The organism is Serratia sp. L9 (assembly GCF_050632285.1).
In the GTDB taxonomy this organism is placed as follows: domain Bacteria; phylum Pseudomonadota; class Gammaproteobacteria; order Enterobacterales; family Enterobacteriaceae; genus Chania.
Genome location: NZ_CP192591.1, coordinates 1 through 13,351 on the forward strand (window position 1 = coordinate 1; position 13,351 = coordinate 13,351).

Here is a 13,351-nt window from a genome sequence, read left to right on the forward strand (position 1 = left end):
GTTTATTTGATGCCTGGCAGTGTCCTACTCTCGCATGGGGAGACCCCACACTACCATCGGCGCTACGGCGTTTCACTTCTGAGTTCGGCATGGGGTCAGGTGGGACCACCGCGCTAAGGCCGCCAGGCAAATTCTGTTTTATCAACCCGCATCACTTCCGTCATGCCAGCCAATCCAATCTCGGAACTTCGCTGAAAATCAATTCTCATCTCTCTAAAACACCTTCGGTGTTGTAAGGTTAAGCCTCACGGTTCATTAGTACTGGTTAGCTCAATGCATCGCTGCACTTACACACCCAGCCTATCAACGTCTTAGTCTTAAACGTTCCTTCAGGGACCTTAAAGGCCCAGGGAAGACTCATCTCGAGGCAAGTTTCGCGCTTAGATGCTTTCAGCGCTTATCTTTTCCGCACGTAGCTACCGGGCAGTGCCATTGGCATGACAACCCGAACACCAGGGGTGCGTTCACTCCGGTCCTCTCGTACTAGGAGCAACCCCTCTCAATCTTCCAACGCCCACGGCAGATAGGGACCGAACTGTCTCACGACGTTCTAAACCCAGCTCGCGTACCACTTTAAATGGCGAACAGCCATACCCTTGGGACCTACTTCAGCCCCAGGATGTGATGAGCCGACATCGAGGTGCCAAACACCGCCGTCGATATGAACTCTTGGGCGGTATCAGCCTGTTATCCCCGGAGTACCTTTTATCCGTTGAGCGATGGCCCTTCCATTCAGAACCACCGGATCACTAAGACCTACTTTCGTACCTGCTCGAGCCGTCACTCTCGCAGTCAAGCTAGCTTATGCCTTTGCACTAACCTCACGATGTCCGACCGTGATTAGCTAACCTTCGTGCTCCTCCGTTACTCTTTGGGAGGAGACCGCCCCAGTCAAACTACCCACCAGACACTGTCCTCACCCCAGATTATGGGGCCGAGTTAGAACATCAAACATTAAAGGGTGGTATTTCAAGGTTGGCTCCATGCAGACTGGCGTCCACACTTCAAAGCCTCCCACCTATCCTACACATCAAGGCTCAATGTTCAGTGTCAAGCTATAGTAAAGGTTCACGGGGTCTTTCCGTCTTGCCGCGGGTACACTGCATCTTCACAGCGAGTTCAATTTCACTGAGTCTCGGGTGGAGACAGCCTGGCCATCATTACGCCATTCGTGCAGGTCGGAACTTACCCGACAAGGAATTTCGCTACCTTAGGACCGTTATAGTTACGGCCGCCGTTTACTGGGGCTTCGATCAAGAGCTTCGCCTTGCGGCTGACCCCATCAATTAACCTTCCAGCACCGGGCAGGCGTCACACCGTATACGTCCACTTTCGTGTTTGCACAGTGCTGTGTTTTTATTAAACAGTTGCAGCCAGCTGGTATCTGCGACTGGCTTCAGCTCCAGGAGTCAATCCTTTCACCTACGCGCCAGCGTGCCTTCTCCCGAAGTTACGGCACCATTTTGCCTAGTTCCTTCACCCGAGTTCTCTCAAGCGCCTGAGTATTCTCTACCTGACCACCTGTGTCGGTTTGGGGTACGATTCAATGTTACCTGATGCTTAGAGGCTTTTCCTGGAAGCTTGGCATCAACTACTTCTGCACCGTAGTGCATCGTCATCACGCCTCAGGGTTAATAGCATTCCGGATTTACCAGGAACACCCCCTACACGCTTAAACCGGGACAACCGTCGCCCGGCTAGCCTAGCCTTCTCCGTCCCCCCTTCGCAGTAACACCGAGTACGGGAATATTAACCCGTTTCCCATCGACTACGCCTTTCGGCCTCGCCTTAGGGGTCGACTCACCCTGCCCCGATTAACGTTGGACAGGAACCCTTGGTCTTCCGGCGAGCGGGTTTTTCACCCGCTTTATCGTTACTTATGTCAGCATTCGCACTTCTGATACCTCCAGCAGACCTCACAGTCCACCTTCAACGGCTTACAGAACGCTCCCCTACCCAACAACGCCTAAGCGTTGCTGCCGCAGCTTCGGTGCATGGTTTAGCCCCGTTACATCTTCCGCGCAGGCCGACTCGACCAGTGAGCTATTACGCTTTCTTTAAATGATGGCTGCTTCTAAGCCAACATCCTGGCTGTCTATGCCTTCCCACATCGTTTCCCACTTAACCATGACTTTGGGACCTTAGCTGGCGGTCTGGGTTGTTTCCCTCTTCACGACGGACGTTAGCACCCGCCGTGTGTCTCCCGTGATAACATTCTTCGGTATTCGGAGTTTGCATCGGTTTGGTAAGCCGGGATGGCCCCCTAGCCGAAACAGTGCTCTACCCCCGAAGATGAGTTCACGAGGCGCTACCTAAATAGCTTTCGGGGAGAACCAGCTATCTCCCGGTTTGATTGGCCTTTCACCCCCAGCCACAAGTCATCCGCTAATTTTTCAACATTAGTCGGTTCGGTCCTCCAGTTAGTGTTACCCAACCTTCAACCTGCCCATGGCTAGATCACCGGGTTTCGGGTCTATACCTTGCAACTATTCGCCCAGTTAAGACTCGGTTTCCCTACGGCTCCCCTATACGGTTAACCTTGCTACAAAATATAAGTCGCTGACCCATTATACAAAAGGTACGCAGTCACCCAACAAAGTGGGCTCCCACTGCTTGTACGTACACGGTTTCAGGTTCTATTTCACTCCCCTCGCCGGGGTTCTTTTCGCCTTTCCCTCACGGTACTGGTTCACTATCGGTCAGTCAGGAGTATTTAGCCTTGGAGGATGGTCCCCCCATATTCAGACAGGATGTCACGTGTCCCGCCCTACTCATCGAACTCACACCTTGTGCATTTTAGTGTACGGGGCTATCACCCTTTGCTGCGCGACTTTCCAGACGCTTCCACTAACACACAAACTGATTCAGGTTCTGGGCTCCTCCCCGTTCGCTCGCCGCTACTGGGGGAATCTCGGTTGATTTCTTTTCCTCGGGGTACTTAGATGTTTCAGTTCCCCCGGTTCGCCTCGTATGGCTATGTATTCACCATACGATAGTGCAACGGATTGCACTGGGTTTCCCCATTCGGGTATTGCCGGTTGTAACGCTTCATATCAGCTTACCGACACTTTTCGCAGATTAGCACGCCCTTCATCGCCTCTGACTGCCTAGGCATCCACCGTGTACGCTTAGTCACTTAACCTCACAACCCGAAGGTGTCTTTTCTTTATTGGTGTGGCTGCGAACACACTCTGCTGCGTTGTTCCGTGCGCGCAATCCTCATGGACCTTAAGTCCACTGCGGTTGCTGTGCGCGGTACGCCTTGCCGAGTATCTTCTCGCTCACACTGCAACAAGGAAGATGACCTTCGCATTGCAATTATTTGAGAGACTCTATGACAGGTTAATCCTTACCCCAATAGTTCTACGGAGGGATAAGTTTCAGCTGTCATGTTTCAATTTTCAGCTTGTTCCAGATTGTTAAAGAGCAATATCTTAAACACGACTCGTGAGAGTCATCTTTAAGATTTTTGGGTTATAAATAACCGGTGATAATGTCTTTCACTCATTATCGGATTGGCGTCCCCAAGGGGATTCGAACCCCTGTTACAGCCGTGAAAGGGCAGTGTCCTAGGCCTCTAGACGATGGGGACCCGAAATTTTCTTATCGGAACAGCGATCCGATAATTTCGGGTAAAGGTGAGATTTTTCGTGAAAAATCGAGCGCCATTGTTGTTTGTCACTGCACCTGGCAGCCACAAACCCCTCGGCACTTACCCCTACCACAGGTTTTCTTTGCTCGTTACTTTTTCATCAGACAATCTGTGTGGACACTGCACTCAACCAATATCTTTAGGTAAGGAGGTGATCCAACCGCAGGTTCCCCTACGGTTACCTTGTTACGACTTCACCCCAGTCATGAATCACAAAGTGGTAAGCGCCCTCCCGAAGGTTAAGCTACCTACTTCTTTTGCAACCCACTCCCATGGTGTGACGGGCGGTGTGTACAAGGCCCGGGAACGTATTCACCGTAGCATTCTGATCTACGATTACTAGCGATTCCGACTTCACGGAGTCGAGTTGCAGACTCCGATCCGGACTACGACATACTTTATGAGGTCCGCTTGCTCTCGCGAGTTCGCTTCTCTTTGTATATGCCATTGTAGCACGTGTGTAGCCCTACTCGTAAGGGCCATGATGACTTGACGTCATCCCCACCTTCCTCCGGTTTATCACCGGCAGTCTCCTTTGAGTTCCCACCATGACGTGCTGGCAACAAAGGATAAGGGTTGCGCTCGTTGCGGGACTTAACCCAACATTTCACAACACGAGCTGACGACAGCCATGCAGCACCTGTCTCACAGTTCCCGAAGGCACTAAGCTATCTCTAGCGAATTCTGTGGATGTCAAGAGTAGGTAAGGTTCTTCGCGTTGCATCGAATTAAACCACATGCTCCACCGCTTGTGCGGGCCCCCGTCAATTCATTTGAGTTTTAACCTTGCGGCCGTACTCCCCAGGCGGTCGACTTAACGCGTTAGCTCCGGAAGCCACGCCTCAAGGGCACAACCTCCAAGTCGACATCGTTTACAGCGTGGACTACCAGGGTATCTAATCCTGTTTGCTCCCCACGCTTTCGCACCTGAGCGTCAGTCTTTGTCCAGGGGGCCGCCTTCGCCACCGGTATTCCTCCAGATCTCTACGCATTTCACCGCTACACCTGGAATTCTACCCCCTCTACAAGACTCTAGCTTGCCAGTTTCAAATGCAGTTCCCAAGTTAAGCTCGGGGATTTCACATCTGACTTAACAAACCGCCTGCGTGCGCTTTACGCCCAGTAATTCCGATTAACGCTTGCACCCTCCGTATTACCGCGGCTGCTGGCACGGAGTTAGCCGGTGCTTCTTCTGCGAGTAACGTCAATGCCCAGTGCTATTAACACTGAACCCTTCCTCCTCGCTGAAAGTGCTTTACAACCCGAAGGCCTTCTTCACACACGCGGCATGGCTGCATCAGGCTTGCGCCCATTGTGCAATATTCCCCACTGCTGCCTCCCGTAGGAGTCTGGACCGTGTCTCAGTTCCAGTGTGGCTGGTCATCCTCTCAGACCAGCTAGGGATCGTCGCCTAGGTGAGCCATTACCCCACCTACTAGCTAATCCCATCTGGGCACATCCGATGGTGTGAGGCCCGAAGGTCCCCCACTTTGGTCCGAAGACGTTATGCGGTATTAGCTACCGTTTCCAGTAGTTATCCCCCTCCATCGGGCAGTTTCCCAGACATTACTCACCCGTCCGCCGCTCGTCACCCAGAGAGCAAGCTCTCCTGTGCTACCGCTCGACTTGCATGTGTTAGGCCTGCCGCCAGCGTTCAATCTGAGCCATGATCAAACTCTTCAATTAAAAGCTTGATTTGCTGCAACTCGTGCAGCGATGCTCGAAAATTAACTTTCGTAATAATTCATTCGCATGAATTACTGCTTGGTCACTCTTCAAGACTTGATATTTTTTTGCCACCGAGGTGGCTGGATATCGTCTTGTGAGTGCCCACACAGATTGTCTGATAAATTGTTAAAGAGCGTTGGTTACCGCTATCTTTCTCGGTAACGCGGGAGGTGCATATTACGCTTTCCCGCTGAAGAGTCAACCTTTTTCTCTTGCGAGAGGCGGTGTTTTCACCGGGTTGCTTCTTCCTGGCTGGGCGACATTATTTGCTATCAAGGAGTCGTTGTTCCCGGTCAGTGGAGGCGCATTATAGGGAGTTCTGAGAACGCCGCAACCCCTAAATGCAAAAAACTTTTCAAGCGCTCAAATAACGAACAAAATCGCCATTTAAGGCTAATTAATGGGCTAAGAAGCTAGATTTAAGAGGGTTGAATAGAGAAAAAGCATCAACCACGCTAATGATAAAGAAAAGGGGACGGTAAATCCGCCCCCTTTTATGGCTATAAACCGCGACTGCATTTATTGCTTGGCAATAATGTGGTCGTTTTCCACGTCCAGCGTCACCGGTTTGCCTGGGATTAACTTCCCTGACAGGATCTGCTGCGCCAGCGGGTTTTCGATTTCCTGCTGAATAGCTCGTTTCAATGGCCGTGCGCCATATACCGGGTCGTAACCGGTTTTACCCAGCAGTTCCAACGCAGGTTCCGTAATGCTGACTTCATAACCGCGCTCTTCCAGGCGTTGGTACAGTCGAGCCAATTGGATCTTGGCAATCTGCGCAATATGCTTCTGGCCGAGAGGATGGAAGACCACCACTTCATCTATACGGTTGATAAATTCCGGACGGAAATGATGGCTCACCATCTCCATGACCGATTCCTTCATCTGCGTATAGTTCATCTGACCAAAGTGTTCCTGGATCATATCGGAACCCAGGTTCGAGGTCATGATCACCACGGTATTACGGAAATCAACAGTACGGCCCTGCCCGTCTGTCAGACGACCATCATCCAACACCTGTAATAGAATGTTGAATACGTCTGGATGCGCTTTTTCCACTTCATCCAGCAGGATCACCGAGTAAGGACGGCGACGTACCGCTTCTGTCAGATAACCGCCCTCTTCATAACCGACGTAACCCGGAGGTGCACCCACCAGCCGCGATACGGAGTGTTTCTCCATAAACTCGGACATGTCGATACGCACCATCGCATCATCACTGTCGAACAAGAACGAAGCCAGTGCCTTACACAGTTCGGTTTTACCTACCCCTGTAGGCCCAAGGAACAGGAACGAACCGATTGGCCGGTTAGGGTCTGAAAGACCTGCACGGCTACGGCGAATCGCGTTAGAGACCGCGTTCACGGCCTCATTCTGCCCAATCACCCGCGAATGCAGCTCTTGTTCCAGGCGCAGCAGTTTGTCGCGTTCGCCTTCCAGCATACGGGCAACTGGGATACCGGTAGCCTTCGCCAACACTTCAGCAATTTCTGCGTCGGTAACACGGTTACGTAGCAGCTTCATGGTCTTGCCTTCGAGCTGCGTGGCTGCCGCGAGCTGTTTCTCCAGCTCAGGGATTTTACCGTATTGCAGTTCAGACATCCGCCCAAGGTCGCCCACGCGGCGCGCCTGCTCCAGTGTAATCTTGGCCTGTTCCAGCTCTGCTTTGATATTCTGGGTGCCAGAAAGTGAGGCTTTTTCAGCTTTCCACTCTTCTTCCAGTTCCGAGTATTCCCGCTCTTTCTGCTCCAGTTCGCTGCTCAGCATTTCCAGGCGTTTTTTACTGGCATCATCCGATTCTTTGTTTAGCGCCTGCTGCTCCAGCTTCAACTGGATAATACGGCGCTCAAGACGATCCAGTGACTCCGGTTTGGAGTCCATCTGCATACGAATGCTGGATGCCGCTTCATCGATCAGATCGATGGCTTTATCCGGCAACTGGCGATCGGAAATATAACGATGTGACAACGTCGCTGCCGCTACAATCGCCGGATCGGTAATTTGCACATGGTGGTGCAATTCGTAGCGCTCTTTCAGCCCACGCAAAATTGCGATGGTATCTTCAACGCTCGGTTCCGCTACATAGACTTTCTGGAAACGACGCTCAAGCGCAGCATCCTTCTCTATATACTGCCGATATTCGTTCAGCGTAGTGGCGCCTACACAGTGCAGCTCACCACGGGCCAGTGCAGGCTTGAGCATATTGCCTGCATCCATCGCGCCATCAGCTTTACCTGCACCCACCATCGTATGCAGTTCATCGATGAACAAAATGACGCTGCCCTCCTGCTTGGAGAGATCGCTTAGTACGCCTTTCAGGCGTTCTTCAAATTCACCGCGGTATTTGGCCCCGGCAATCAACGCCCCCATATCAAGGGAAAGCACACGTTTGTGCTTCAGCCCTTCCGGCACCTCACCATTAATAATGCGCTGTGCCAAACCTTCAACGATGGCGGTTTTACCCACACCAGGTTCACCAATCAATACCGGGTTGTTTTTGGTACGGCGTTGCAGTACCTGAATGGTTCGACGGATCTCTTCATCACGGCCTATCACCGGATCAAGCTTGCCCTGCTCGGCACGCTCAGTAAGATCGATCGTGTACTTTTTCAATGCCTGACGCTGGTCTTCAGCACCCTGATCATCCACGCTGTCACCACCCCGCATTTGCTCAATGGCCTTGGATATTTTGTCTGCCGTTGCACCCGCGGCCTTAAGCAGGTCGGTCAAAGCACCGCGATCTTCAAGCACCGCCAGAACAAACAGTTCAGAAGATATAAACTTGTCCGCACGCTTTTGCGCCAGCTTGTCACACAGGTTGAGTACGCGCACCAGTTCATGGGACGGTTGAACATCCCCACCGGTACCTTCAACTTGCGGCAGACGAGATAAAGCCTGATCGATGTCCGTACGCACGCGCGCAGCATCAATCCCGGCAGAAGTTAATAACGGGCGAACCGTGCCCCCTTCCTGAGTGAGCAAGGCGCTCATCAGATGTAACGGTTCAATAAATTGGTTGTCGCGCCCAAGAGCTAAAGATTGGGCATCGGCGAGGGCAAGCTGGAATTTGTTGGTAAGACGATCCAGACGCATAACACCTCCAATGTAGGTCAAAATTGCTACTGGAGATTAAATGAGGTCATCCCTCAAATTTTCAAGGTTATTTCGACACTATATTATGAGTACAACGTCATGCATCTGTGGATCGTCCTAGGACAGTAGGTTATATCACCCAGATTAAACTTGCCAGACGTCCGGTTATTCCGTCGCGTCGATAGGAGAAAAAATGACTCATTTCGTTCATTGTGCAACGATCTCCGCCATAAATGGCGAAAATACCAGCACGTTGCAAACGCTGACGAGCTAATAAATAGATATTCGCGAGAAATTTCTCGCCATGAGGAACGAATGCAGCCGCCGCATCGGTATCGACAGCAATGAATGCGGCACGCACTTCCGGCCCGACTTCAAACTGACTGGGACCGATGGCCGGGCCGAGCCAGGCCGTTATCTTGTCAGGCGCGGCGGTAAAATGCTCAACCGTATTTTCCAATACACCATGGCATAAACCACGCCAACCGGCATGGGCGGCGGCGATCTCATCGCCTGCCTGCGAAGCAAACAATACCGGTAGGCAATCCGCCGTCATCACTGCACACACTTGCCCCGCCAGATTGCTGTAAACCGCGTCCGCACGCAGATCTTCTGGCGGTTTCCCATCCAGCGTCAGCACCCTTGTGCCATGCACCTGTTCTAACCACAGCGGCATTTGCGGCAAACCTGCTGCAGCCACCAGCAGTTGGCGGTTTTGCGCCACGCTCTGCGCATCATCACCAACATGATCCCCCAGATTCAGTGAATCATAAGGAGGCAAGCTGACGCCACCGTGACGAGTACTGCTGCAGGCTTTGACACCTGCAGGCAACAGCCAATCTGGCAGGATAAGCGAACGCATTACCAATCCATCTGATCTTTGAATTCTTCAGTATCGGCTTTCAGCGCGTCGATCAGATCGACCATATCCTGCGGCAATGGCGCATGCCATTCCATCTGGATCCCGCTGATTGGGTGGTAAAGACGCAGCATCGTGGCATGCAGAGCCTGGCGGTCGAAACCGCGTAGCGTATGGATAAATGCTTCTGAAGCCCCTTTCGGCGGACGCGGGCGGCCGCCATACAACTGATCGCCAACCAACGGATGGTTGATATGCGACATATGGACACGGATCTGGTGCGTACGGCCCGTCTCCAGACGTAAGCGCAAGCGTGTATGAGCGCGGAAATGTTCCATGATGCGGTAGTGAGTTACCGCGGGTTTCCCCATCGGGTGCACCGCCATATGAGTACGTTTGGTGGAATGACGCGCAATGGGTTGTTCCACCGTGCCACCAGCGGTCATGGTACCGATCGCCACCGCTTCGTATTCACGGGTGATATCTCGCGCCTGCAATGCCTCTACCAGGCGGGTTTGCGCCGGAACGGTTTTCGCTACCACCATCAGACCGGTAGTGTCTTTGTCCAGACGGTGAACGATCCCGCAACGGGGTACATCGGCAATGGCAGGGAAATAATGTAACAATGCATTAAGCACTGTGCCATCCGGGTTACCCGCGCCTGGGTGCACCACCAGGTCACGTGGCTTGTTGATCACCAGAATATCGGCATCTTCATAGACGATATCCAGTGCGATATCCTGCGGTTCCCAACGAGCATCTTCTTCTATCTGTGCATCAATGGCGACCGTCTCTCCCCCAGCACCTTCTCTTTGGGCTTGTTAATCGTTTTGCCATTGACCTGAACCCGATCTTCCAGGATCCAATCTTTTATGCGAGATCTTGAATAATCAGGGAACAATTCGGCCAAAGCCAGATCTAAACGTTGTCCGAGTTGAGTTTCGGCGACCGTTGCGGTGAGTTGTACTTGTTGTGCCATATGCAGTTTCTTCGTTAACGTTGGGTTTTCACGGCGATGCCGTTTAATATAATGTGCTATTGTAACTGGTCTTTTGTCGGGAGCTTAACGGACAGTCTCCCGGAATAACACCCTGAGGATAATCTAAACGTCATGACGCGTATGAAATATCTGGTGGCGGCAGCCACGTTGAGCCTGGCGCTGGCAGGTTGCTCCACATCCAAGGATGCGGTTCCCGACAGCCCACCTTCGGAAATCTATGCTACTGCCCAGCAAAAACTGCAGGACGGTAACTTTAAGGGCGCGATTACGCAACTCGAAGCGTTAGATAACCGCTATCCTTTCGGGCCGTATTCACAGCAGGTCCAGTTGGATCTGATTTATGCCTATTACAAATCTGCCGATTTACCGTTGGCACAGGCTTCGATCGATCGCTTTATGCGCCTGAACCCGACGCACCCAAACATTGATTACGTCATGTACATGCGCGGTCTGACAGATATGGCATTGGATGACAGTGCGTTGCAGGGCTTCTTCGGGGTCGATCGTTCTGACCGCGATCCACAGCATGCCCGCGCCGCATTCCGCGACTTCAGCCAGTTGATCCAGCAATATCCGAACAGCCAATATGCGACAGACGCCTATAAGCGTTTGGTGTTCCTGAAGGACCGCCTGTCCAAGTATGAGCTTTCAGTGGCGGAATACTACACTAAACGTGGTGCTTACGTCGCGGTAGTTAATCGTGTTGAGCAGATGATGCGCGAGTTCCCGGATACCAAAGCGACCCGTGATGCGCTGCCGTTGATGGAAAATGCCTATCGCCAGATGGAATTGAATGCTCAGGCAGATAAAGTAGCGAAAATCATCGCCGCCAATCCGGCTTAAGCATTCTGCCCCACAGCAGAAAGACAAAACGGCAGCTTCGGCTGCCGTTTTCATTTGTTGTAAATTCAACCATTATTGGATAAATACACAAGAAAAAACACGATGTTAGCAAGGTTGCACCATCGATTAACTTATCGATAATGCGCGATCTTACGGTAAGACTCAAGCGTTAGATGGCCGTTTCAGAGGCTAAATCACAGATTGAACTAACTTTGCAAAAAGTGACAAAAATACGTGATTTCTCTCACGCATTTCGGCAAAAAGCGGGGTATGCTGAACCTATCCAAGACGGAAAGAAAGACAGAGAGGTAAGTTATATGACAGTCAACATTACCAGCAAACAAATGGATATCACCCCCGCAATCCGTAGCCATGTCGAAGACCGTCTCACCAAACTGGAAAAATGGCAGGCGCAGCTGATTAACCCGCATATTGTCTTATCCAAAGAACCTAAAGGGTTTTCTGTAGACGCCACCATCACCACACCTAACGGCCCACTGGTCGCCAGTGCAAAACATGAAGACATGTATACCGCCGTTAATGAACTGATTGCCAAACTGGAGCGTCAGTTGAACAAGGTACAACATAAAAGCGAAGCGCGCCGCGCTTATGCCAGTGTGAAAGACATCGTTCCGGAAGTCATTCCGGAAGAGGAATAATCCCCTAAGCGGTTGTTTCGCATCAAACGCGCTCGAGGGCGCGTTTTTTGTCTGCCGGTTTTTATTGACAGAGAGAAAAGCCAGCGGTTACTTTAAAGCCTGATCCCCATACCTTTTGGAAAAGCATGAGCCGTAAACCGTTCTTCTTCGCATTCTTTTTTACCTTCCCCTGATCGGGAGGCGTTTCGTCGTGTAAGAAAGAATGCGAAGACGAACAACAAAGCCTCCTGAAACAGGGGGCTTTTTTTATGGCTATTTGACAACTCGCCCTATGAATTTCAAGTTGCAGTATCAAGGCCGCAGTTTGAAAGACGCTGGGATATAAGAATGAATACAAGGCAAAGCTGACTATGACAGATAACCCGTTACTCGTACTGCGCGAACGTATCAGCGCATTGGATATGAAATTGCTGGCCCTGCTGGCAGAGCGCCGTGAGCTGGCAGTAGAAGTGGGCAAGACCAAATTGCATTCACACCGACCGATCCGCGATAAAGAGCGCGAACGCGATCTGCTGGATGCGCTGATTACCGCTGCCAAACCTTACGACCTTGACGGTTTCTACGTCACCCGTCTATTCCAACTGATTATCGAAGATTCCGTTCTGACTCAGCAGGCCTTGTTACAGCACCAGCTTAACCAAATCAGCCAGCATTCTGCTCGTATTGCCTTCCTCGGGCCAAAGGGTTCCTACTCACACCTGGCCGCCCGCCAATATGCCGCCCGCCATTTCGATCAGTTAATCGAATGTGGCTGTCAGAAATTCCAGGATATTTTCACCCAGGTTGAAACCGGTCAGGCGGATTACGCCATTTTGCCTATCGAAAACACCAGTTCCGGTTCCATCAATGATGTATACGACCTGCTGCAACACACCAATCTGGCGATCGTCGGCGAGTTAACGTTGCCTATTGACCACTGTGTATTAGTTGCTGGAACGACCGATCTGAACCAGGTTGAGATCGTTTACAGCCATCCACAACCTTTCCAGCAGTGCAGCCAGTTTATTAATCGTTATCCGCAATGGAAGATCGAGTATTGTGAAAGCACTGCTGCTGCCATGGAAAAAGTAGCCAAACTGAACTCACCAAAAGCCGCTGCATTGGGAAGTGAGGCCGGCGGTGCGCTGTACAACCTGCAGGTGCTTGAGCATAACCTGGCTAATCAGCAGCAGAACATCACGCGTTTCATTATTCTGGCACGCAAATCGATTGAGGTTTCCGAGCAGGTTCCAGCCAAAACCACGCTGATTATGGCCACCGGCCAACAGTCTGGTGCTTTGGTTGAAGCCTTACTGGTTCTGCGAGACAACGGCATCATCATGACCAAGCTGGAATCACGCCCGATTAATGGCAACCCATGGGAAGAGATGTTTTATATCGATGTGCAGGCTAACCTGCGTTCTGAAGCGATGGAGAAGGCGCTGAAAAGCCTGGCGCCAATCACCCGCTCGTTAAAAGTGCTGGGATGCTACCCGAGCGAAAACGTCGTTCCGGTAAACCCTTCCTGATAGAGAAAA

The 13,351-nt window shown here is 51.6% G+C and carries 6 protein-coding genes, 1 tRNA gene, 3 rRNA genes, 1 pseudogene and 1 other annotated feature; of the genes and pseudogenes, 4 read left to right on the top strand and 7 right to left on the bottom strand.

Annotation, left to right across the window (positions count from 1 at the left end; genetic code table 11):
• Positions 1-11: 11 nt before the first annotated feature.
• The 7 genes and pseudogenes from rrf to rluD all read right to left on the bottom strand — a co-directional run bounded on the left by rrf (position 12) and on the right by rluD (position 10,311).
• Positions 12-127: ribosomal RNA gene (gene rrf / locus ACQ86O_RS00005) — 5S ribosomal RNA — on the bottom strand.
• Positions 128-234: 107 nt separating this feature from the next.
• A 23S ribosomal RNA gene (locus tag ACQ86O_RS00010) occupies positions 235-3,142 on the bottom strand.
• A gap of 374 nt (positions 3,143-3,516) precedes the next feature.
• Positions 3,517-3,592 (bottom strand) — tRNA-Glu (locus ACQ86O_RS00015).
• A 204-nt stretch (positions 3,593-3,796) separates the two neighbouring features.
• A 16S ribosomal RNA gene (locus ACQ86O_RS00020) occupies positions 3,797-5,338 on the bottom strand.
• Together the 16S, 23S and 5S rRNA genes with 1 tRNA gene alongside form the textbook arrangement of a ribosomal RNA operon.
• A gap of 561 nt (positions 5,339-5,899) precedes the next feature.
• Positions 5,900-8,473 (bottom strand): ATP-dependent chaperone ClpB, encoded by a 2,574-nt coding sequence (gene clpB, locus ACQ86O_RS00025; protein WP_431223636.1) that lies wholly within the window; start codon positions 8,471-8,473, stop codon positions 5,900-5,902.
• Between the two features lie 130 nt (positions 8,474-8,603).
• Complete coding sequence (gene yfiH / locus ACQ86O_RS00030) at positions 8,604-9,335, bottom strand: purine nucleoside phosphorylase YfiH (protein ID WP_431223637.1); 732 nt, start codon at positions 9,333-9,335, stop codon at positions 8,604-8,606.
• A pseudogene (gene rluD / locus ACQ86O_RS00035) lies at positions 9,335-10,311 on the bottom strand (23S rRNA pseudouridine(1911/1915/1917) synthase RluD). Before rluD ends, yfiH begins: the two are co-directional and overlap by 1 nt.
• Before the next feature lie 132 nt (positions 10,312-10,443).
• Between rluD and bamD the strand changes: the two are divergent.
• From bamD to pheA, 4 genes are all read left to right on the top strand, one after another.
• A complete protein-coding gene (bamD, locus tag ACQ86O_RS00040) occupies positions 10,444-11,175 on the top strand; it encodes an outer membrane protein assembly factor BamD (RefSeq protein ID WP_431223638.1) in 732 nt (243 codons plus the stop codon).
• A 317-nt stretch (positions 11,176-11,492) separates the two neighbouring features.
• Positions 11,493-11,834, top strand: a complete 342-nt coding sequence (gene raiA, locus ACQ86O_RS00045) for a ribosome-associated translation inhibitor RaiA (protein WP_431223639.1) — start codon at positions 11,493-11,495, stop codon at positions 11,832-11,834.
• Positions 11,835-11,958: 124 nt separating this feature from the next.
• Positions 11,959-12,084: a sequence feature (Phe leader region), on the top strand.
• Positions 11,960-12,007 carry a pheA operon leader peptide PheL gene (pheL, locus tag ACQ86O_RS00050; RefSeq protein WP_192958309.1) on the top strand — a complete coding sequence of 16 codons (48 nt, stop codon included), beginning with the start codon at positions 11,960-11,962 and terminating at the stop codon, positions 12,005-12,007. It overlaps the preceding feature by 48 nt.
• Positions 12,085-12,184: 100 nt before the next feature.
• On the top strand, positions 12,185-13,342 hold the full coding sequence (gene pheA / locus ACQ86O_RS00055) for a bifunctional chorismate mutase/prephenate dehydratase (protein WP_431223640.1): 1,158 nt from the start codon (positions 12,185-12,187) through the stop codon (positions 13,340-13,342).
• The last annotated feature ends 9 nt before the right edge of the window (positions 13,343-13,351 follow it).

What these genes read in the sequence shown, in the direction of transcription:
- raiA (WP_431223639.1), top strand. Translation starts at nt 11,493, where the DNA reads ATGACAGTCAACATTACCAGCAAACAAATGGATATCACCCCCGCAATC.
- pheA (WP_431223640.1), top strand. Translation starts at nt 12,185, where the DNA reads ATGACAGATAACCCGTTACTCGTACTGCGCGAACGTATCAGCGCATTG.
- bamD (WP_431223638.1), top strand. Translation starts at nt 10,444, where the DNA reads ATGACGCGTATGAAATATCTGGTGGCGGCAGCCACGTTGAGCCTGGCG.
- yfiH (WP_431223637.1), bottom strand. Translation starts at nt 9,335, where the DNA reads ATGCGTTCGCTTATCCTGCCAGATTGGCTGTTGCCTGCAGGTGTCAAA.
- clpB (WP_431223636.1), bottom strand. Translation starts at nt 8,473, where the DNA reads ATGCGTCTGGATCGTCTTACCAACAAATTCCAGCTTGCCCTCGCCGAT.